This window comes from Streptomyces sp. NPDC028298 (assembly GCF_055565895.1).
The window spans coordinates 187,619-209,229 of the sequence record NZ_JBVHTL010000003.1; the positions used below are offsets into that span (position 1 = coordinate 187,619).

Genomic DNA, 21,611 nt, shown 5'->3' on the forward strand with positions numbered 1-21,611 from the left:
ATGAACGTCGGATCGCGATGAACGCCGGATCCCGGGAAGGTCAGCCGGCCAGTCCGCTCAGCCCCGTCGGCAGGTGCGTCTGCTCCACGGTCCGCCCGCCGCCGACGTACATGTGCACACCGCACGGCAGACACGGGTCGAAGCTGCGGACGGCCCGCATGATGTCGATGCCCTTGAAGTTCTCGGGCGGGTTCTCCTCGAAGATGGGCGTGTTCTGCACCGCGTCCTCGTACGGGCCCGGTGTGCCGTAGCTGTCGCGCACACTGCCGTTCCACGGGGTCGGCGGGTACGGGTGGTAGTTGGCGATCTTGCCGTCCCTGATCACCATGTGGTGGGAGAGCACACCCCGGACGGCCTCGGTGAAGCCGCAGCCGATCGACTCGTCCGGCACGTCGAACTTCTCCCAGGTCTGGGTGCGTCCGGCCCGTACCTCCTCCATCGCCTGCTCGGCGAAGTGGAGGGCGGCAGCGGCGGCGTACGCCTGGAAGTAGGTGCGGGCCCGGTTGCGTTCGAGGGCGTTGCTCCACTGCGGGATCTTCCACTCGAGCGCCATCTCGGGCTTGGTCATCGTGCGCGGCAGATTGATCTGCACGCTGTGCCCGGTGGCCTTGATGTAGCCGATGTCGACGAGACCGGAGAGCGCCGTGGACCACAGCCGGGCGATCGGGCCGCCGCCGGTGTCCAGGGCCAGGTGGTCGGTGCCGTCGAACCAGCGCGGCGACATGACCCAGCTGTACTTGTCGTCGAAGTCCCGCTTCTGCGGGGCCGGGATGGTGTGCTGGTTCCACGGGTGCCGCTCGTCGATGGGGTTGCCGAGCGGGTCCCGCTCGACGAACTTCTCCATGCCCGACCAGTCCTCGTAGTACGAACTGCCGAGCAGGATGCGGATGCCGAGGTTGATGTCGACGAGGCTGTTGGTGACCAGCTTGCCGTCCACGACGACGCCCGGGGTGACGAACATCCGCCGGCCCCAGTTCTCCATGTTGGCGTACTGGAAGTCGCAGTACTCCGGGTCGTTCAGGGCGCCCCAGCAGCCCAGCAGCACCCGGCGCCTGCCCACGTCCTCGTACCCGGGCAGGGCCTCGTAGAAGAAGTCGAAGAGATCGTCGTGCAGCGGGACGACCCGCTTCATGAACTCCACGTAGCGGGTGAGCCGGGTCAGATAGTCGGTGAAGAGCTGGATCGTCGCGACCGTGCCGACACCGCCCGGGTAGAGCGTGGAGGGGTGCACATGGCGTCCCTCCATCAGGCAGAACATCTCCCGGGTGTAGCGGCTGACCTGGAGCGCCTCACGGTAGAACTCGCCCTCCAGCGGGTTGAGCGAGCGCATGATGTCGGCGATGGTGCGGTAGCCGTGGTCGGCCGCGTGCGGGGCCTCGGTGCGCTCGGCCTGTTCGAGCACGCCGGGGTTGGTCTCGCGGACCATCCGCTCGCAGTAGTCAACGCCGACCAGGTTCTCCTGGAAGATGTTGTGGTCGAACATGTACTCCGCGGCCTCGCCGAGGTTGATGATCCACTCGCCGAGGTGCGGGGGAGCCACGCCGTACGCCATGTTCTGGGCGTAGACCGAGCACGTGGCGTGGTTGTCGCCGCAGATGCCGCAGATCCGGCTGGTGATGAAGTGCGCGTCGCGCGGGTCCTTGCCGCGCATGAACACGCTGTACCCGCGGAAGACGGACGAGGTGCTGTAGCACTCCGCGACCCGCTTCGCCTTGAAGTCGATCTTGGTGTGGATGCCGAGACTGCCGACGATGCGGGTGATCGGGTCCCACGACATCTCCGTGAGGCCGTCACCGGCCGGCTTGTTCGTCGCCGTCGCCATGGTGCCGCGCCACCTTCCTGTCGAGTGTCCTGCTCAGCGGGTGTCCGTGGTCACCACGGGGCCTTGTAGCCGGTCGTGAGCTCCTCGCCCTTGCCGCGCCACTTCGGTTCCTTGTCGACGGTCTTCGCGGTGATGTTCCGCAGGCGTCGTATGACGGATCCGTAGATACCGCTCGCCGTCGCGGACACATGGCCGCCCGGCGGCTCGTCCATGAACGGCATGAACTTGTCGGGGAAGCCCGGCATGGTGCAGGCGATGCAGATCCCGCCGACGTTCGGGCAGCCGCCCACGCCGTTGATCCAGCCGCGCTTGGGCACGTTGCACTTGACCACCGGGCCCCAGCAGCCGAGTTTGACCAGGCACTCGGGAGATCCGTACTCGTTCGCGAACTGCCCCTGCTCGTAGTAGCCGGCGCGGTCGCAGCCCTCGTGGACCGTGGCCCCGAACAGCCACGTCGGCCGCAGCTCCTCGTCGAGCGGGATCATGGGTGCCGCGCCCGCCGCCTGGTACAGCAGGTAGAGCAGGGTCTCGGAGGCGTTGTCCGGGTGCACGGGGCAGCCCGGGATGCAGACGATCGGAATGCCGGCCTTGGACTTCCACTCCCAGCCGAGGTAGTCCGGCACCCCCATCGCGCCGGTCGGGTTCCCGGCCATCGCGTGGATGCCGCCGTACGTCGCGCAGGTGCCGATGGCGACCACGGCGAGCGCCTTGGGGGTGAGCCGGTCCAGCCACTCGCTGGTGGTGATCGGCTGACCCGTCTCCGGATCGTCGCCGAAGCCGCACCAGTAGCCCTCCGGCTTGACCCGCTCGTTCGGGATGGACCCCTCGACGACCAGCACGAAGGGCTCCAGCTCGCCCCGGTCGGCCTTGAAGAACCATTCGACGAAATTGTCGGCGCCCTCCACGGGCCCGCACTCGAAGTCGATCAGCGGCCAGTGGACCGCCACCTTGGGGAGCCCCGGCAGCGCGCCGAGGGCCAGTTCTTCGATGCTCGGCTGGGTCGCGGCGGTCAGCGAGACCGAATCCCCGTCGCAGCTCAGCCCCGCGTTGATCCAGAGAATGTGGACGGTCGGGTCCTCCTGCGCGTCGTCCTGCGCGGCCGGGCCCGCCGTCGTCGCGGTCGGGGCGTCCATGAGCCCTCCTGGGATCAGCTCATTCAGGTCATAGCTGGCCAAACAGCCTCTCCCATGGTGACCGCCAGGAGGCGTCGCCGGTAAGTGCGAACGGGCCCTATCGCCGTCCCGCACCCCCGTCGCGGCGGAGGCGTGCCGTGGGGCGGCCGCCGGATGGCGCGAAATGTTCGCAAAATTGCTGGGTATTTTGTTAACAATCTTGTAGCGTGCGTGACGCCTTGGGCCCGAGGTGTCAGTGGATCACTCGATACGCAACAAGAGGAGACCCCATGCAGTCGCTCTCGGAATCCTCCGGTCGAGCAGGCTCCGCCCGCCCGGCGGGTGAAGCGGAAGGACGCGCCCCCGGCCGCGGGCGTCGTGTGCGGGGCATGGCGATAGCGGGCTCACTGGCCCTGACGGCGCTCGCGATGCCCTCGTCCGCGTTCGCCGCCCAGGGGCACTCCGCGTCGCACGCACACGTCGTGGACCCGGAGGACGCCGCTCTGGCCTTCGACGCCGCCGCCTACACGACGCTCACCGTGACCGTCGACGGGCAGCCGGTCAAGGTCCGCTCCTACAAGGAACTCTGCTACGTCGCCGCCCCGGTCGCCGCGGCCGCGCAGCAGTCCGGCATCAACGGCACCACCACCATCGCGAACACGCGCTGCGGCTACGAGAGCATGAACGTCTTCGTGCCCGAGAGCGCCTTCGACGACCAGCGCGCGCCGGTCTACTTCGCGGTGAACAACGCCGGCTGGATGGCCAGTTACATCCGGGCGAGCGTCGCCGACGGCGCGTCCTACAACAGCGCCACGAGCAACGTCGGCGCGGCGCTGAAGGCCGGGTACGTCTTCGTGGACGTCGCCAACCGCAGCCGAGGCCTGGTCGGCGCCGACGGGTCCTCGCCGGGCAAGGCCCCCGCCGCGGTGGTCGACGCCAAGGCCGCGGTCCGCTACCTCCGCCTCAACGACGCCGTCATGCCCGGCAGCGCCGAGCGGATCGTCGTCAACGGAACGAGCGGCGGCGGCGCGCTGTCCTCGATCCTGGGCGCCTCGGGCAACAGCGCCGAGTACGACTCCTACCTCGCCGCGATCGGTGCGGCCGGCATCGACGCGAAGGGCCGCAGCACCCTGCGCGACGACGTGTTCGCGGTCGACGCGTACTGCCCGATCACCGACCTCGGCAACGCCGACACGGCCTACGAATGGCTCTACAACGTCCTCGGCACCCGCGACGCGACCGGCTCGAACGCCACGCCCGCGGACGCCGCCGAGATCGCGGCCGGGTTCCCCGCGTACGAGAAGAGCCTCAAGCTCCGTAACCCGGACGGTTCCAGGCTCACCGCCGACGACATGCTCGACACGATCAAGAAGGAGGTGATCCGTTCCGCGGAGACCTATATGAAGGCCGACCCGGCCAACACCGTTCCGGCGCTCGGAGCCACCTTCGACATCACCTCCGGCGGGCCCGGCGGGACCACCACCAAGTCGTACGTGAACGACTGGATCGACGTCGACAACGCGGCGGACAAGGTGCTGTCGGTCGACATGGCGAAGTACCTGGCGTTCGTCGCCACCCAGGCCAAGCTGAAGACGACGCCCGCCTTCGACGCCGTCGGCGTGCACGGGAACACCACCAGCGGGACCGAGACCAACCTCTTCGGCCCGTACACCCAGAAGTACATGAACTACACCGAGTGGAGCTGGAACCACAACGACGTCGCCGGCGACGGCAGCGGCATCGACGACACCGGGCTGACGTGGGACCAGTACACCGGTAAGAAGAGCACGACCCTCGACGACCAGATCCATCTGATCGACCCCATGGACTTCGTCGGCACGAGCGCCGACACCGCGCCGAACTGGTACGTCCGCAACGGCACCCGCGACCGGGACACCTCCTTCATCATCTCGGTCAACCTGGACCGGGCGCTGGAGGCGGACAAGCAGGTCAAGAACGTCGACTACCGGCTCGCCTGGAACCAGCCGCACGCCGGCAACTACGACGTGCCCGAGGCCATGGCCTGGATCGCCGAGGTGGCCGCCGAGGCCGGCGACCCGCTCGCCCCTCCGCACCACGGCCCCACCCCGCGCTAGGGCCCGCCCTTCGGGCGACGACGCGCATTGTCGGACAGGCCCTGGCCGCACCGGCCGAGCCGATTGTGAGTCGCCGGGTCCCGTCCATGGGCGGGACCCGATCCGGGGGTGGCCGGGCCGGGGGGTGGCCCGGCCGGGCCGGGGGAGTGCCCGGAGCCTTCGGCCCGGCCGCCCGCTACTCGCTCCCCGGTATGTGGTCTCCCGTCGGTTCGACGGCCGCGGGGAGTGGGGCTCCCGCATCCACCCAGATCGTCATGTACGTCTCTCCCTCCCCGGGAGGTCGGGTCCACGAGCGTGTGGTGAACGAGTGCAGCCGCCCGCTCCGGATCGCGTGACGCGGCAGATGGACCCCGAACTCCGCGCCCACCGCTTCGAGCAGCCGCCGCTCCGCCTCGTGGCTGTCCTCCGGTCCGCCGAGGAACCGGTCGGGATCCAGCGACTCCGGTATCTCCCCGCTCCGCCGGACCTCCCCGCCCGCGTACGTGAACGCGTACTGTTCGGCGCCGTCCCACGCCACCGAGAGGTGGAAGAACGGCTCCCCGTGCCGCGTCCCGAGGCCGCTCCACACCACCACCGCGCGGGAGGCCGTGCCCGCGCGCGCCGCCGGCGACACGAACCGCTGCCTGCCGAAGGGGGCGGGGTTGCCGTCGTAGGCGAAGCTCCAGCCGTCGCCGGCCCGGCCGACCGCCACGAGGGCCTCGTCCCCGTAGGAGGAGAACTCCCGCCTGCCGCGCAGCGATCCGCTCCGTGCCTCCCAGCGGGTCTTGGGATCGTCGAGCCCGGAGCTGTCGTCCGCGAGACGTCCGGGCAGTTCCTGTGGCTCCACGCCCTCCACCAGGACGAACCGATAGGACCTGCCGTCGTCGCCCGGCTCCGGTTCAGCGAGCCAGGCCAGCCCGCCCGGGTCGAGGCCGGGCGTCGGCTCCGGCACCTCACCGGACCGCCCTCCCCTCGGGGTGGACAGCAGTTCTCGGCCCCGCTCCGGGGTCAGCAGCGGGCCGAGCACGGGGTCGGCCACCCACCCCAGCGGTGCCAGGTGGTGGGGTCCCAGCGGTTCCCACAGGGGCACGGCGTCCCTCAGCGTCCGCCACGCCCCGTCCGTGTCCCCCCACCGCGCCGTCTCCCGCGCCCGCTCGACCGCCTCCCCGAACGGTCCGCCCGGTGCGTACCGATAGGCGCCGCCCCTCACCTGATCCAGTGTCGCGAAGGCCAGTGACACCAGGTCGTCGTCCGCACCCCGCAGGTGGAACTTCAGCGTGGAGTCGTCCCAGTTCGAGTTCGCCGCGTGTTCGGCGACCAGCGGCGGCAGGAGATCGGGCGCGTACCGAGGGTCCGTCACCAGGTCCTCGAAATACACCATGTAGGTCTGGCCCAGCAGACGCCGTATCTGGTCACCCAGGCCTGCGGCCCCGGGCCTGCCGTAACTCCTGGCCTCGTCGAGGAGCGCAACGGCCCGCTCCCAGCCGCCGCCCAGCGCCTCCAGCCGGGCCCCGGCCACCCGGGCGTCCTGCTCCCGTGTCGTGCCGTTGACGAACGCCGGCTCGCCGTCGCGTCCGTGTGCCCGCAGACTGTGGAACTCCCGGTGCATGTCCCGCATGAACTCCAGGAAACTCGCGTGCCGTTCGGGTGCCTCGGCGCGCCAGCTCGCCCACGTGTACACGGCCCACTCGCCGTCCTCGTCCACGTCCTCGGGATCCATGAGGACGTACGTGGCGTCCGACTCCACGTCGAGCTGCAGTCCGCGCCGCCAGATGTCCGCCTCCCGCCGCTCCTCGGGCCCGGCGTCCTCGTCCAGATACTCCTCGAACGACGCCCCGAGTCCCGAGGCGTCGTCGTGCCAGTCGGCGTCCTGCGTCCCGGCCAGCAGCCACACGAACCCGCCCGCGTGCCGCCAGCCGTCGGTGACCTTGAGGAACTCCCGGTACGACGGGGGAAGGCGCCGGCCCAGGCGCTCCTCCATGGCCGCGATCCGGTCCTCGGGCGCGGGCGGGAATCCCAGCCAGCGCGCCTGCCGGGCGCTCGCGTCGCCTTCGTCCCGTGTCTCGTCCTCTGGCAGGGAATCCGCCCACTCCCCGCTCCAGGTGAGCAGGAAGGGCCGCCAGGCGAAGGTCGTGGTCTCGGTCATGAATCCGATGCTGCCACCCGCCACTGACAGTGGCCCGGCGCGCGCCGTCGGTGACGCGGTCGGCCGCGGTGTCCCCGTCGGCGCCCGACGTCCGGGCGACTGGGGCCGATGGCTGCCGACTGGAGCCGATGGCATGCGATTTGGAGTGTATGACCGAATTGCCCCGTCACGTGTCGGACATCACTGGACCGGGCCCGACCCGGTCAACTCCAGTGCGGGACATGAATTTCCCCTGAGGAATGGGGTGCTCCGGGGGTGGTCAGGTACTTGCGGATCCGGTTCACCTCCCGCAGAGTCCATCACCGTTCAGTCCGCCATTGCCCACCGGTTTTGCGTGGCACACCTGTGTCGCATGGGGGCGAAAGGTCACGCGTACATGCCAATGAATCGCACAACTGATATTGCTAAACACCGTCGTCCTCGCACCATGCGAATGAAATTGGGTGCGCTCGCGGTCGCCACTTCCGCGGTCGCCGGAGGCGTCCTTACGCAAACGGGCCAAGCGGAGGCGTCGACTCCCGGCGTCGTGGTCGATTCTCTTTCCGTCTCGGCCGCCTCGAACGGACAGTCCAAAGCCACTGCCGCGGTCCACAGCGCCAAAACGATCAAATTGCAGGCACTGACCGTGGCCGTACGGTCCGCCGACGGCGGCAAGTACGACTTCCCCGGCGCCACCGCGGCCACTCTGGGAACGCGGCCCACCGCTTTCACTTCGGGCTCCCGCTCATTCCCGGCCGGCACCTACACGTATTACGTGGCGTACAAGTTCCACGACCGCTGGCACAGCGTCTCTCCGGTGAAGTCCTTCACCTCGGGCCCCTCGGCCGGTACCGGTTCCTCCGCGACGCCGACCGCGACGCCGCCGTCCACCGCGGCCCCTACTGTGACGCCGCCGTCCACCGCCGCACCGGTACCGACGTCCACGCCCGCGTCGACCCCGGCCTCGACTCCGACCTCGACTCCGCCGTCCACCCCGGCGTCGGCACCCGCGTCGACCCCGGCTTCGACGCCGACCCCCAGTGCGACCTCCTCGGCGCCGTCCACGGGCGCGGCGATGCCCGCCGGTATCGGCGGCACCTGGCATCAGGTGTTCAGCGACGAATTCAACGGCACCGCACTCGACACCTCCAAGTGGAACGCGAACTGGTTCGGCTGTTCCGGGTGTGCCACCAAGCCGGTGAACTCCGCCGAGGCGTCCGCCTATTCCCCGTCGCAGGTCACTGTCGCCGATGGATCCCTGCACCTGAATCTCAAGCAGCAGTCGACCACCGTCGACGGCAAGACGTACCCGTACGTCTCCGGTCTGGTGAACAGCAACGGCAAGGCCCAGTTCACCTACGGCGCTTTCGAGTCCCGTATCTACACGCCTTCGTCCGGGTCGCAGATGGCCAACTGGCCGCAGTTCTGGGTGGACGGGCAGAACTGGCCGACGGACGGCGAGCTGGACGTCATGGAAGGTCTGGGCGGCTCCGCCTGTTATCACTTCCATTCCACGGCGGGTGGTCCCGGAGGCTGTGCCTCCGGCAATTACTCCGGTGGCTGGCACACGTTCGGCGCCGAATGGAAGCAGGGCTCCGTCACGTACTACTACGACGGAAAGCAGGTCGGTCAGATCACCTCCGGGATCACGTCCTCCCCGATGTATCTGATCCTCAACAACGGAATCAATCCCGATCACAGCGGAACCAACGTGGCTCCCGCCGACATGAAGGTCGACTACGTGAGGGTCTGGCAGCACTGATGTGAGGTCCGGCGGCGCCGACTTCACCGTCGAGCCGGGCACACTCCACTGTCACGCCGGGCAGACCCCGCCATCGCGCCCGGGCGCCGACCGCTTCACGCGGCCGGAGCCCGGGCGCGACGTGCGTCCGGTCAGTGGCACCCCGCCGGACCGGACCGGCCCAGCCGCAGCAGACGCCACGTCACCAGCGCCGTGAACCGGACCGCCTCGGCCGCGGCCGGCAGGGGATCGTCCCGGCACAGCCAGGCCCGCTCGGTGGGCCGCTCGCTCCGGAGGTCGGGCGGCAGCCGGCGCTCGCGGCGCAGCCACGCCGCCACCGACGCGAAGTCCAGCTGACCGGCGACGAAGACCCGCCCCTCGACCTGTGCGCCCTCCGGCACGGTCCGGCCGGTCAGGTCCAGATGCATGGCGCGGACGACGTCCACGCCGTGGACGTTCTCGAACAGGCGGAACTGGGCGCCGGTGCGCGGGTTGAAGTCGACGAGCTTGTACTGCCCGTCGCGGCGGTCGTAGCGCCAGTCGAGGTCCGCGAGTCCGCTGTATCCGACGCGGCGGCACAGCCGCTCCGCGAGCCCGGCCAGTTCGGGGTTGCGCAATGCCACCGCGCGGGCGGTCATGCCCGCGTACGGAGGCCAGGAGCGCAGTTTCAAGCCGGTGAACAGGGCGCGCGGCACCCCGTCCGCACCGGCGTAGATGTGGGTGATCCAGTCCTCCGCCTGCTGCCTGGGGATGTACTCCTGCACGAGGACGGGCGGCGGCGCGGCCCCCGGGAAGCGGTCGAGGAGCGCCCGCTCGTCGGGCACCACGGTGGTGGTGCCGCTGACGGCCGGGGTACGGAGCCGGCTGAACGGCGCCAGGTTCTTGAGCACCAGTGGATATCCGAGCGCGTGGCCCGCGTCGACCAGCTCGTCACGGCTCGTCGGCGCCCGTGACCGCGGCGAGGGGACGCCGACCTCCTCGCAGATCCGGTGCAGGCTCGCCTTGCAGGCCAGCAGCCGCGGCAGATGGGCCGGTACGGGCGGAATCAGGAAGCACTCCTTCAGCAGGTGCGCGTATTCCGCGAGCACGATCGCCGCCTCGTCGTCCGTCGGCACCGCCACACACCGGCCGCCGATCCTGCGGCCGATCGACAGCAGGCCCTCCGCCAGCCCCAGCGGTTCCTCACGACCGGTCGTCGGCCATACGAACCCGCTGGTGAGGTGGCGCGAGAGGGCGACCGGGGTGAAGCGGTCCTCGACGACGGCGTGGACCGGGACGCCCAGCCGCCCGACCGTGCGCACCACGCCCAGACTGCCGTGGTGCAGCGGATAGTTGCCGATCCGGGCGAGGAGGACGGGCACCTCGTCGTCGAGCAAGAAGACCACCCGCCCCTCTCCGGGAAGCTTCTCCCGAAAGGAACTAATATGGATGAAGCTTGCAGATCTACTTATATGTGACAGATCGCCGTATCCATTATCCCCGGCAACCGAGGGTCGTGCCGACGACGGCCCGGCGAGGTCTGGTATGAAGACACCCGCCAAGATGTCCTCGCTCTCCGGTTTGCTGCCCCTCTACTTCCCGCGGGCGCTGGCCGGCCTCGACGACCGTCTCCGGGCCCACTGGCTCGTACGCGGCGCCGGCCCCAGGGACATCACCGTCGTCCGGCGGCCCTCGCTGCCCGAGGCGGGTCTCCTGATGTTCGAGCTGCGGCGCGGCACGGGAAGCCTGGTCGTCAAACACCCCAGGAACGAGGCGGGGGCCGCCGTCACGGCGCGGGAGCGGGAGGTCCTCCAGGAGCTCGACGCCGACAGCCGGCTCGCTCCCTGGCGTGCCCTCCTGCCCCGGGTCGTCGGTTCGCCCGGGCCCCAGGGGACCTTCGCCCAGAACACGCTCCCGGGCGTCCCGGCGGAGCGGCTGATCCTGGACACGCCCGAGGACGCCCCCGCGATCGTGGCCCCCGCCCTGCGCCTGCTGGCGGAACTGCGGGCCGCCACCGGGCGACCCCGTGCGGCGGCCGACCGGATCCCGGCCTGGTGCGAGTCGCAGCTCACGGCGCTGTCGTCCGGGATGCCCCGCTACCGCTCCGGCAGGCGGGCGGCCGCGTTCGAGGCGCTGCGCCACCGGCTGGACGCCGCCCTGGCCGGTGCCGAGCTGACCGAGGGCTGGACCCATGGCGACTACCACCCAGGCAATGTGCTGCTCGGCCGCGTCCCCCTCCAGGTCACCGGCGTCTTCGACTGGAGCAGCGGCCGCGTCGACGGGCCCTGCGAGATCGACGCGTACACCTTTGCGGTGGCCCTGCGCAGCACCCTCACCGGGCGTCCGCTGGGCGGCCTCGTCGCCGAGACGCTGCGCGCCGGCCGGGTACCGGACGCCGACCGCGCCCTGCTCGCGGTGGCCGGCCTCGACCCGGACCGCGACGTCGCCGACCCGGTGGCGATCCCCCTCCTGAGCTGGCTGTGGCATGTGGCGAACAACGTGCGCAAATCGCCGAGGTTCGGCCAGAGCTACGGGTGGATCACCCACACGGTGGCACCCGTGCTCGACGAATGCGCCCGCTGGGCCGGTGCACGGCTGTGACGGCGCCGGCGCCCACGGTCGTCATCGGGGCGGGCCCCTACGGGCTCGCCACGGCCGCCTGGCTGAGCGCGTCGGGGACGGCGCGGAGGGTGTTCGGCGAACCCATGGAGTCCTGGCACACCAACATGCCCATGGGCATGTATCTGAAGTCCGTCCCCGCCGCCTCCTCCATCTCCGCGCCGGAGTCCGGATACCGGCTGGAGGACTTCCGGGCGGCGCGGGGACTGGGACCGGTGGGCGACCGGTACCCCATCCCCGTCGACGAGATGATCGCGTACGGGCGATGGTTCCAGGAGCGCCGCGTGCCGGAACTGGAGCGCCGGAGCGTCCGTGGCGTCGAGCATGTGGACGGGCTGTTCGGCGTCACCCTGGACTCCGGGGAGGAGTTCCTCGCCGAGAACGTGGTGATGGCCACCGGGCAGGTCCCCTTCGCCCACGAACCCGCGGAACTGGCCGGCCGGCTCCCCGCGGAACTGGTCTCCCACACCAGTCGGCACCGTGATCTCTCCCGGTTCTCCGGGCAGCGGGTCGCCGTCCTCGGAGCGGGTCAGTCGGCCCTGGAGAGCGCCGCTCTGCTGCACGAGGCCGGGGCCCTTCCCACCGTGATCGCACGCGCGCCGGCCGTCGCGTTCGGCAGCCCGCCCGCCACGGACCGGCCGTCCGACCGGCCGCGTCCGGTACGGATGCTGAAGCCGGGTTCGCCGCTCGGACCGGGCTGGTCGCTGCTGGCGTGCTGCCACGGCGGCGGTGCCATCCGCCATCTGCCGCCAGGCCTGCGGGCGCGGCTGGTGCACGACGTGCTCGGACCGTCCGGGGGCTGGTGGCTGCGGCCCCGCATGGAGGACATCCCCGTGCTGTGCGGCCGTACGGTCCGCTCCTCGGAGGCCGAGGACGGCATGGTGCGCCTCGACCTCGTGGACGCCGACGCGGGGACGAGGGTGCTGCGGGCCGGCCATCTGCTGCTGGCCACCGGATACCGGGTGGACGTCGACCGGCTGCGACTGCTGGCACCCCGGCTCCGGCGGGAGATATGGACGGTCCACGGCGCACCGAGGCTGTCGTCCGGGTTCGAGTCCTCCGTGCCCGGCCTGTTCTTCACCGGACTGGCCGCCGCCCCCACCTTCGGTCCCGTCCTGAGGTTCGTCGCGGGCACGCAATTCGCAGCGCGCCGGGTGGCCCGCTCCGTCGCGGCAGGGACACGTACCCGCCGATGAACGCGCGAGGTGTGCTGCTCGGCGCGCTCATGCTGCTGCTGGTGGCATGCGGTGCCGGCGGGCCCGCGCCCGGGACCACCTCCGGGACGACGACGCCCCGGCCCCCGGCACAGGGCGACTGGCGGCTCGTCTTCCACGACGACTTCAACGGCTCACGCCTCGACAAGAACCGCTGGGCCACGTGTTACGACTGGAACGACCGCGGCTGCACCATCAGCACCAACCACGAACTGGAGTGGTACCAGCCCGGTCAGGTCACCGTGAGCGGGGGCAAGGTGAGCCTCGACGCCGAGCGCCGCTCCGTCCGCGGCAGCGACGGCAAGGTCTACCCCTGGGTGTCCGGCATGATCTCCACCGGCCGGGACAACTGGTACGCCCAGCCGCGGAAGACCTTCACCTACGGCTACTTCGAGGCGGCGATCCGCATCCCGTCCGAGGGCGGGATGGCGCCCGAGTTCTGGATGATGCCCGCGAGCCGCTACACCCCGCCCGAGATCGACATCATGGAGTTCCTCGGCACGCCGCGCACGCTGTCGATGTTCGTGCACTGGCGGAACGCCGACGGCGAGGAGAGGAAGCAGCGGGGGACCTTCACCTCGGACGGCTTTCCCGACGGCTATCACGTCTTCGGGCTGCTCTGGGAGAAGGACCGCCTCGTCTGGTACGTGGACGGCATCGAACGCTTCCGGGTGAGCGAGCCCGAGCGCATCCCCCACGAGCCCATGGAGGTCATCCTCAACCTGGCCGTCGGCCTCCCCTACACCCCGCCCCCGGGCACCGACTCGGCGCGGATGCTCGTGGACTGGGTCCGGGTCTGGCAGCATTGACGCACCGTCAGGGGGCCTTCCGGTCCCGGTGGTTCTGCTGTGGGCCGGTGGATCAGGCGGGTATCGCCCGGTACGGCAGCCCGGCCACCGCTCTAGCCCGGCGGTAGGCCCGCCAGCCCCTTGTCCGCAGCCCTTCGGAGAACGGTGCCACGGGGGCTCCCGTGCCGCTCGTCCAGTGAGCGAAGCGGTCCCGGCCCATGTCGGCCTGGACCATGAGCCGGGCGAACCGCAGGGGGTCGTCCCGCTCCGAACTGAACGCCGAGGCCGCCCGGATGGCGGCGGCCGACGTCCAGCCCGCCTCCCGCACCGACGCGCGCACGGAGCGGCTGGAGTAGCCGTGCGGGTAGGCGAACGAGTCGACGGGGTGCCCGAGTTCGTCCTCGAGCCGCCGCTTGCAGCCGGCCACCTCCTCCCGCACCCGGGTCCGGGGCAGCGTGTCCAGTTGCGGATGCGTCTCGGTGTGCCCGCCGATCTCGACCCCGGCCGCGTCCAACTCCCTGACCTGGGACCAGGTCAGCGTCGCCGCGGACGGGAACGGCATGCTCGCCGAGGGACGCAGGGCGCCCGTGGTCACGTACAGGGTCGAGGGCAGTGCCCGTGCTGCGAGCAGCGGAGCCACCGTGGTGGCGAAGTCCGCGTATCCGTCGTCGAAGGTCAGCACCGCCGAGCGTGGTGGCACCGGGGAGCCGCCGAGCAGTGCCGCGACCAGCCTGCGCAGGGGGATCACGCGCAGCCCGCTGTCCGCGATCATGTCCAGGTGCTCCACGAACGTGCGGGGGCTGACCGTGAACTGCGCGAGCCACGACGGTGAGTCGTCCGACACCGCGTGATACAGGAAGACGGGGACGACGTTCATGACCGGGCCTTCGTGGTCGGTGCCGTGCTCATGCCCGGGCCATCGTCGTCGGCTCCGCCGCTCCTCGCGGACGGAGCGAGGAGTCCCGCGAGCCCAGGGGACGGATCGACCCGACGAGATAGCCGGTGACGGTCGCGCCGACACCCCCGGACAGCGCCGCGATCGTGCGCAGCGCGCCGGGGCGGCGGATCCGGGTGAGGTTGCGGGCGAGGGCACGCGGGATGACCGACCGCACGTACACGCGTTCGTTGGCCAGCGCCGGTCCGCTGCCGCAGCGCCGCGCCACCAGCGCCTTGGACAGCCCCTCGATGTAGCAGCGGTTGCGGAAGTACCCCCAGCTCGTACGGGACGCCGGGACCCGGTGTCGTATCTCGGCCCTCGGCTCGTACAGCAGGACGGCCTCCGGGTCGCGGGCGGCGATCCGCAGACACAGGTCGGTCTCGTCGCAGCTCGCCGCCGGACGGCTGCCCACGCGTCCGAGGGCGTCGAGAAAGCCGCCGACAGCGATCAGTTCGCTTCGCCGGAAGGACATGTTGGCGCCGATGAAGTTGCGTACGTGGGCGGCCTCCAGGGGCTGTCCCCGGTAGGAGCAGCCCACGACCCAGTCGAACTCCGGCGGGAACCACAAGGGGCGTTCGGTGGCCCACCACGGCCGGACGAAACCGCCGACACCCCTCACCCGCGGGTCGCCGTAGGGCGCCAGCAGACGGGCCGTCCAACCCGGTTCCGCGGTGGCGTCGTCGTCGAGGAAGGCCACCACGTCGGCCTCGGAGACCGCCACTCCGGTGTTGCGACCCCCTGAGAGACCGCGGCGCCGCTGGTTCGGCACCACGCGGACGCCGGACAGCTCCCGCTCGGCCCGCTCCAGGAGGGCCCGGTTGTGGTCGACCACCAGCACCACCTCGTCGGCGGGCGGGTCCTGGGCCAGCACCGACGCGATCGCGGCCCGCAGGTCCCCCCAGCGGTCCAGGGTGTAGGCGCAGATGACCACCGCCAGGGTGGGGACGGTGCGTTCGGCGGAGCGTGCGCTGTTCATGACGATCCTTCGGTGACGGGGACGAGCCAGCGGGACCGGGAGACGACCAGGAAGCCGGCGATCAGGCATTGGGTGACGAGCCAGGCGAGGCCGGCGCCCGCGAGGCCGGCCACCGGCAGCAGCACATGGGTGAGCCCGAGCACCAGGACGCACATCGCCGCCTGGAGCCACACCGCCCAGCGCAGCCGCCGCTGCGCCCGGACCACGTCGATGGCCACGCTCAGCAGCAGGTTCGGCAGCGCCGACAGGGCCAGCAGCCGCAGCAGCGTGGTTCCCTCGGCGGCGTACGAGGCACCGAAGATCGACAGGATCTGCGGGGCCGCGACGACCAGGACGAGGGTGACGGCGCCCAGCAGCAGTCCCGAGTGGCGCAGCACGCGCCGAGAGTGCTCCACGAGCCGTCCGGGCCCGCGTACGGACTCCGCGAGCAGCGACGTGCCCATGTTGCGGGCGATCAGGTAGGGGACGTAGGCGACGCCCCAGGCGACCGAGTAGAAGGCGCTCTGCTCGGCGCCGCAGTTGTTCAGCACGATCAGCGGGACCAGCGTGTACCCGGCCGTCCGGAACAGGGAGCCGACGTAGTCGGCGGCGGCGTACTTGAGCATGCGGGGCGGTGGCGGAGCTGCCGTCGTCTCCCGCTCGTGCCGGGGGATGCCCCGGCGCATCAGGACGAAGTTGGCGACGACCAGCGACACCAGCAGTGCGCCCGCCCACGACAGCAGGATGCCGGAGAAGAAGCCCAGGGCCGCTCCGAGCGCGAGCAGCACGATCTTCACGACGGCGAAGATCAGGTTCTCGCCCACGACCCAGCCCGGCATGCGGACCGCGGTGAGCGCGCCGTCCTGCAGGACGAAGACGGCGTATCCGGCGGTCGCCACCACGAAACAGGTCGCGGTGACCGGTGTCAGCAGGAAGCCGAGCCTCGGTTCCACCAAGGGCACCATCGCGAGGAAGATCAGGGCCACGACCACGCTGAAGGCCGTGCTCGCCGCGTAGCAGGTGAGGACCAGACGGCGGCTGCGGCGGCCCGCGGTCGGCACGAACCGCACCAGGAAGTCGTTCAGGTTGAGCTGCCCGATGCCCGTGAGCAGGAGGGACGCCATGAGCGCCGAGTAGCTCAGGCCCACGGTCCGTTCGTCGTACCAATGGGTCGCGAAGGTCCAGAAGAAGAAGCCGAGGCCGGCGTTGACGAGGGAACTCACCGCGAGGACGTGTCCCGTGCGCAGCACGGGCTCGCCCGGGAGCACCGCGGCGACACCGGCGCGCAGCATGACCAGGGGGCGTCGCAGCGGGGTGCCTTTCGCGGCGGAGTCGGTCACCGGGGTGGTGTCCAAGCCGCCCACCTCATCGGGTTCCGGCGCGGGTGAGACGTCCGCGGAGGTATCCGCAGGGTCCGTAGATCATGCCCCTGGTCTCCAGGAGCGCGAGGTGCCGGGACCAGCCGGCCTCGGGATCGGCGCTCCGGGCGCGTGACCTGGTCATGGCGTAGCGGATGCCGCGGGGCAGTCGCAGCAGCAGGGCGGGCAGCCGGCGCGGGTTCCTCAGCAGCGCGCCGGTGAGATAGGCGCCGAGTCCCGCGCCGTAGCCGAACGCCTGCGCGGCGACGGCGTCCCGTGTGCGGCGGTGACAGTGCCAGACGATGGCGCTCGGCTGGTACGCGAGGGTGTGACCGGCCGTCAGGATCTCGAAGAAGGCGAGCAGGTCGTCACCGCCGCGGCCGGGGGTCCCGGCACCGGTCGCGGTGTCGAAGCCGCCCAGCGCGCGGAGCGCGTCGGTACGGAACGCCATGTTGGCGCCGGAGCCGAAGCGGCCGGCGGTGAACGGGAACAGAGGGTCGCCCGGCGGATCGGACAGGGACCACTTGCGCGGCACGTACCCCTTCGCGAAACCGCCCTGCCGTTCGAGGGCGTTCTGGGCCGGGGTCTCCAGTTCGGCGGGCACGATCAGGCCGGTGACACACCCGATCCGTGGGTCGCGGGCGAAGGTCCCGGCCAGCGCCGGGAGCCATCCGGGGTCGACGAGCGTGTCGTCGTCCGTGAACGCGACGACGGATCCGCGGGCCCTGGCGAAACCGGTGTTGTGGGCGCGGGCCAGTCCGGCCACGGGTTCGCGGACGTAGCGGACCCGTCCGGCGAACTCTTGGCGGATCAGGGCCTCGGTCGTACCGTCGGCCGGTGCGTTGTCGACCACGATGACCTCGAACTCGGGGTACGTCGAGCGCAGCAGCGACCGCAGGCAGCGGCGCAGCATCTCGGGCCGGTCGCGCGTGGCCACGATGACGCTGATGGCGGGTGCCTGCTGGAGTGCGGGGTGCCGGACGCCGCCGGAGGAGGGCTCGGCCCGGTCCACGGCGCGGAGCCGGGTGAGCTGCTCGGCCAGTTCCACGTTCGCGGTGTCGGCCAGCGCCCGCCACAGGCCGTCCGGTCCGGGGGCGTTGCCGGCGGTGACCATGCCGAGGGGGCGACCGTGCAGGCGTACGAGTGCGCGGGCCTGTCTCCGCGGTCGGGCCGGCCCCTGGTCGCCGGGCAGCCGGAACTCGCCCGGGCGGGCCAGGTCGATGTCGACCACCGGCACGGGGGGCCGCACGACCGGGGAGCGGACCGCCGCGGCGGTCACGATGCGCTCCGCTCGGGCTGGGCGGAGGAGGGGCGCGCCGAGGCGTGCCGGGCGGAGGAGGAGCGGGCGCCCGGGCGCTCCGAGAGCAGGGTGCGCAGCACCCGGCGTCCGTCCGATATGGCGTGGAGGTTCGAGCAGCCGCTGCGCCGGGGCAGTTCGAGGCTGGGGACCTCGGCGATGCGCAGACCGGAGCGCAGGGCGTGCACGATCATCTCGGCCTCGATCTCGAAACCGACGGCGTGCAGGTCGAGCTGGTCGAGGAAGCTGCGCCGGAAGGCGCAGAAGCCGTAGCAGAGGTCGGTCAGGCACGCGCCGTACAGCTTGTTGGCGGCGAGCAGGAGCACGTGGTTGCCCATCTTGCGGATGGGGGTGATGTCGAGCGAACCGCCGCCCGCGACGAACCTCGAACCCTTGACGAAGTCGTAGCCGTGGTCGAGGAAGTGCACGAAGTGGGGGATCTCCGCCGGTGACATGCTGCCGTCGGCGTCCATCATCACGACGTAGTCGCCCTTGGCGGCGAGGAAGCCCGTGCGCAGGGCGTTGCCCTTGCCGGGGCCGCTCTGCCGGACGTTGCGCACGGTCGGCAGGCAGTGCTGGGCCATGGGGACCGTGGCGTCGGTGGAGTCGCCGTCGACGAGGATCACCTCGTCCACGCAGGCCGGGATCTGATCGAAGACCCACGCGATGTTGCGCGCCTCGTTGAGGGCAGGCACGACCAGACTGACGGTGCCGTGTGTCTCGGCGTCTCGCTGGTCACTGATGATCGGGTCGTTGTACATGATCATGCATCTCCGGGTGCGCGGCCTACGGTATACGTTTACAACGTATATCTACACCTTTACCCGATTTGTGGGAGACGTCAAGACGGCGACGGGAATGTTCGGGTGGCGCCTGACGTGGAGTGTTGCGGCAGCTCGGAGGGGCCGCCGGTGTCTCACTCCGAGGCGGGAGGCTCGGGCCGACCGCTGTCGGCCGCCCCCGGGGCCGTGTTCCCGGCGGCTCGCGACGCCCGGCGCGACCATCCGCCACGCCTGGGCAGCAGGGTCAGCGCGGAGGTGACGGCGGCCAGCACGACCAGCGCCCGGGTGACGGTGAAGGCGTCCCACAGGAACAGCGGTTCCACGACGAGGACCGCCATCGACACGCTGAGCGTCGGCGCCAGGACACCCGTTTCCAGGAGCGCCGTGCGGTCCCACGCGCGTACCGCACCCGGACGGGCCCACCGGGAGGCCGCCAGGCCGGGGCAGACGAGCAGGAACGCCGTCGCCACCACACCCCGCAGGACCAGGGCGTCCGGCAGGAGGGTGACCACCGCCAGGGTCACCCAGCCGGACAGTGCGAGCCCCCAGCGCAGGGAGGTCATGGCCCCCTCAGCTCTTCGTGCCCTGGTACCGGTAGACCACCGCGTCCTTGGTGCGGTAGACGGGGAAGTAGTCCGGGTTCTTCGACAGGGCCGAGTTCATGCGGCTCATGAGGTCGGCGGGCAGGATGCCCGTCTGGTAGATGTCGGCGGCCTGGGCCCGGCTCAGGATGATGTAGGCGGGCTGCTGCGGGGTGGCCTGCTGGAGGAACCCCTCCAGGCCCTTGACCGGATCCTTCACCAGGCGCCGCCGGTCGCCGATGTCCTGCTGGTCGAACTCCACCTGCGGGTTCTCGTCGTAGCGCGCGTACAGGCCGGGGACGGCCGAGGTCAACGAGACGACCGTGGAGCCGGGGGGAGCGGTGGCCGCGACGAAGCGCCCGGCCGCCACCTCGTCCTTCGTGAAGTAGTTCGACGATTCCTTGCCGTAGTAGCCGAACATGAGTCCCCCGAGAAGGGCGATCAGCAGTGGACAGGCGGCCAGCACCTGAAGGCGCGGCCGACTGCCCCGTTCGAGGAGGAGGACCGCGATCAGCAGCGAGGCGGCGGGCAGCGCGAACAGATAGGCGCGAAAGATCATCTCGCCGCCATAGGCGTTCGCCGCCAGGACCGGCAGCGGAGCCAGGACGAGCAGGGGCAGGCCGGTGCGGCGGACCCAGGGGCGGGCCAGGAAGGCGACGGCCGCCAGGACGAAGACCGCGGCGGACAGGGCCCGGTCGACCCACGCGACCACGACATGGCCCGGGGCCGCCGTCCCGAGGGCCGCCAGCCCGGACACGACGTTGGTGTCGGGTTTCAGCAGCGAGCCCAGGAAGTCGTTCAGGTTCTCCGAGATGTAGGGGCGGGCGACGGTGGCGTCCCAGACCACGGCCAGCAGCACCGTGCCGGCCAGGACGGGCAGCACGATCCGCCGGTTGCGCCGCGGGATCGACAGCACCACCAGGGCGCTGATCAGCATGAGCGGTGTCAGCGGGTGCGAGGAGATGATGACGGCCGCGAGCACCATGACCAGCACGAACCGGCCCACGGGCCATCGGCCCGTGGGGATGTCGCCCGCCCGCGTGTCACCCGTACGGATGTAGCGCATGTCGCCACCGCGGTGCAGCACCGAGGTGGGCAACTGCCCCATGACCAGCGCGATCATGGTCACGAAGAGCAGGAACGCGAAGGCCTGGGGAGCGAAATAGTCCTGGCCGACCCAGGAGCACGAGTAGTAGATCCAGGCCGCCCCCCAGATCAGCCGCCGGTCACGCGTCACCGTCCGGTAGAGCAGCAGCAGGGGAGCGAGCAGGACGGCGTTGAAGACGGGCGGGGTCCAGGTCGCGTAGCCCAGCGCCGAATCCAGGCCGGTGGCCTGCAGGAAGAACGCGTTCAGGTCGAAGAAGCCGGGCCACTGGTTGTAGATGGCGAGCTTGCCCGCGTGGGGCACCTCGCCGTGGTGGCGGATCACCGCGTCGGTCACCGCGACGTGTTTCCACGCCCAGCTGTAGCGCAGCGCCGGGTAGAGCAGCGTGGGGGTCGCGTGGATGACCGCGATCAGCCCGAGGACGTAGGCCCCGAACCATCCACCGGAGGTCCGCCGGTCGGTCAGTGCCAGGCAGAAGCCGAGCGTGAGCAGGCCGAGGGCGACCCAGAAGAGCACCGGCAGCACCTGCAGCAGGCCGTAGTCGCGCATCCCGATCAGGTGCACGTGGCGCAACGACAACAGCCAGAGGGTGAGGGCCACGGGAAGGATGAAGCGCGCCGTCCACTGGCGCGCCGTCGCCGGGCCGGAGTCGCGCGGCTCCCCGGCGGCCGCACCGGGCCGCCGCGCCACGGCGCTGGTGAAGGACGCCATGCGCCCGCTCGTCAGCGTCTGGAGCCTGCCCATGAAGAGATTTCCCGGAGAGCCGGTGCTCCGACGACGATCCCCCTCACGCGGCACCCAGGCTCCTCGGAAGAACCCGCCGCCCTCCCGCCGCGGGCGACAAGGGCGTTGACTCGACGCATCTGGCACCTTCCGGATCCGGTCTGTCGGTCTCCCGTTCCGGCGAACGGGTCTCCCGTTCCTGCGAACGGCCATCCGTGACACCGGCCGACGGCACTCCCGTTCGTCGGTCCACATCAGTACACGATGTCGACCGGTAAGGGATATTAGTACTGATTGTGACGGTATTTCCGATGGCTGCAAGTGGCGGCTCGCGGCGATCACGCACGGCGCGCGTCGAAACGGTGCCCGGAGGGAGAGCGGTGAAGCCACGAGTGGGC

General features: G+C 70.8%; 17 protein-coding genes. 5 read left to right on the plus strand and 12 right to left on the minus strand.

Features of this window, described 5'->3' with window-relative positions:
* Positions 1-40: 40 nt before the first annotated feature.
* On the minus strand, positions 41-1,822 hold the full coding sequence (locus tag ACZ4TO_RS16055) for a nickel-dependent hydrogenase large subunit (RefSeq protein ID WP_382786991.1): 1,782 nt from the start codon (positions 1,820-1,822) through the stop codon (positions 41-43).
* Positions 1,823-1,872: 50 nt separating this feature from the next.
* Positions 1,873-2,955, minus strand: coding sequence for an NADH-quinone oxidoreductase subunit B family protein (locus tag ACZ4TO_RS16060; RefSeq protein WP_382786989.1), 1,083 nt, complete (start codon positions 2,953-2,955; stop codon positions 1,873-1,875).
* A gap of 368 nt (positions 2,956-3,323) precedes the next feature.
* Here ACZ4TO_RS16060 and ACZ4TO_RS16065 point away from each other — a divergent pair, with 368 nt between their 5' ends.
* Positions 3,324-5,030 (plus strand): subtype B tannase, encoded by a 1,707-nt coding sequence (locus ACZ4TO_RS16065; RefSeq protein WP_468024458.1) that lies wholly within the window; start codon positions 3,324-3,326, stop codon positions 5,028-5,030.
* A 175-nt stretch (positions 5,031-5,205) separates the two neighbouring features.
* On the opposite strand, the gene ACZ4TO_RS16070 is transcribed toward ACZ4TO_RS16065, so the two are convergent.
* Together ACZ4TO_RS16070 and ACZ4TO_RS16075 are read right to left on the minus strand one after the other, a co-directional pair.
* The gene (locus ACZ4TO_RS16070; protein WP_468024459.1) at positions 5,206-7,155 is read right to left on the minus strand and encodes an SMI1/KNR4 family protein; all 1,950 of its coding nucleotides are present in this window, start codon (positions 7,153-7,155) and stop codon (positions 5,206-5,208) included.
* Between the two features lie 750 nt (positions 7,156-7,905).
* Complete coding sequence (locus ACZ4TO_RS16075) at positions 7,906-8,232, minus strand: hypothetical protein (RefSeq protein WP_468024460.1); 327 nt, start codon at positions 8,230-8,232, stop codon at positions 7,906-7,908.
* On the opposite strand from ACZ4TO_RS16075, the gene ACZ4TO_RS16080 reads away from it, so the two are divergent.
* Positions 8,210-8,896: a glycoside hydrolase family 16 protein gene (locus ACZ4TO_RS16080; protein WP_382786978.1), complete on the plus strand. Its 687-nt coding sequence runs from the start codon at positions 8,210-8,212 to the stop codon at positions 8,894-8,896. The genes ACZ4TO_RS16075 and ACZ4TO_RS16080 overlap by 23 nt on opposite strands.
* 131 nt (positions 8,897-9,027) lie before the next feature.
* Here ACZ4TO_RS16080 and ACZ4TO_RS16085 read toward each other — a convergent pair whose 3' ends face one another.
* Positions 9,028-10,260: a carboxylate--amine ligase gene (locus ACZ4TO_RS16085; RefSeq protein ID WP_468024461.1), complete on the minus strand. Its 1,233-nt coding sequence runs from the start codon at positions 10,258-10,260 to the stop codon at positions 9,028-9,030.
* A 139-nt stretch (positions 10,261-10,399) separates the two neighbouring features.
* Between ACZ4TO_RS16085 and ACZ4TO_RS16090 the strand changes: the two genes are divergently transcribed.
* The 3 genes from ACZ4TO_RS16090 to ACZ4TO_RS16100 are packed head-to-tail and all read left to right on the plus strand — an operon-like array spanning position 10,400 to position 13,496.
* Positions 10,400-11,455, plus strand: coding sequence for a phosphotransferase family protein (locus ACZ4TO_RS16090; RefSeq protein ID WP_382786973.1), 1,056 nt, complete (start codon positions 10,400-10,402; stop codon positions 11,453-11,455).
* Positions 11,452-12,669: an NAD(P)-binding domain-containing protein gene (locus ACZ4TO_RS16095; RefSeq protein WP_468024462.1), complete on the plus strand. Its 1,218-nt coding sequence runs from the start codon at positions 11,452-11,454 to the stop codon at positions 12,667-12,669. Before ACZ4TO_RS16090 ends, ACZ4TO_RS16095 begins: the two co-directional genes overlap by 4 nt.
* On the plus strand, positions 12,666-13,496 hold the full coding sequence (locus tag ACZ4TO_RS16100; RefSeq protein ID WP_468024463.1) for a glycoside hydrolase family 16 protein: 831 nt from the start codon (positions 12,666-12,668) through the stop codon (positions 13,494-13,496). Before ACZ4TO_RS16095 ends, ACZ4TO_RS16100 begins: the two co-directional genes overlap by 4 nt.
* Positions 13,497-13,548: 52 nt before the next feature.
* Here ACZ4TO_RS16100 and ACZ4TO_RS16105 read toward each other — a convergent pair whose 3' ends face one another.
* From ACZ4TO_RS16105 to ACZ4TO_RS16135, 7 genes are all read right to left on the minus strand, one after another.
* Positions 13,549-14,352 carry a polysaccharide deacetylase family protein gene (locus ACZ4TO_RS16105; RefSeq protein ID WP_385039850.1) on the minus strand — a complete coding sequence of 268 codons (804 nt, stop codon included), beginning with the start codon at positions 14,350-14,352 and terminating at the stop codon, positions 13,549-13,551.
* A 28-nt stretch (positions 14,353-14,380) separates the two neighbouring features.
* On the minus strand, positions 14,381-15,388 hold the full coding sequence (locus tag ACZ4TO_RS16110; protein ID WP_385039847.1) for a glycosyltransferase family 2 protein: 1,008 nt from the start codon (positions 15,386-15,388) through the stop codon (positions 14,381-14,383).
* A complete protein-coding gene (locus ACZ4TO_RS16115) occupies positions 15,385-16,722 on the minus strand; it encodes a lipopolysaccharide biosynthesis protein (RefSeq protein ID WP_385039844.1) in 1,338 nt (445 codons plus the stop codon). The genes ACZ4TO_RS16110 and ACZ4TO_RS16115 overlap by 4 nt, the downstream gene beginning before the upstream one ends.
* Positions 16,723-16,732: 10 nt before the next feature.
* Positions 16,733-18,004 carry a glycosyltransferase family 2 protein gene (locus ACZ4TO_RS16120; protein ID WP_468024464.1) on the minus strand — a complete coding sequence of 424 codons (1,272 nt, stop codon included), beginning with the start codon at positions 18,002-18,004 and terminating at the stop codon, positions 16,733-16,735.
* Positions 18,001-18,789: a glycosyltransferase family 2 protein gene (locus ACZ4TO_RS16125; protein WP_385039838.1), complete on the minus strand. Its 789-nt coding sequence runs from the start codon at positions 18,787-18,789 to the stop codon at positions 18,001-18,003. The genes ACZ4TO_RS16120 and ACZ4TO_RS16125 overlap by 4 nt, the downstream gene beginning before the upstream one ends.
* A gap of 149 nt (positions 18,790-18,938) precedes the next feature.
* Positions 18,939-19,367, minus strand: a complete 429-nt coding sequence (locus tag ACZ4TO_RS16130; RefSeq protein WP_385039835.1) for a hypothetical protein — start codon at positions 19,365-19,367, stop codon at positions 18,939-18,941.
* A gap of 7 nt (positions 19,368-19,374) precedes the next feature.
* The gene (locus ACZ4TO_RS16135; RefSeq protein ID WP_468024465.1) at positions 19,375-21,234 is read right to left on the minus strand and encodes a glycosyltransferase; all 1,860 of its coding nucleotides are present in this window, start codon (positions 21,232-21,234) and stop codon (positions 19,375-19,377) included.
* Positions 21,235-21,611: the final 377 nt, after the last annotated feature.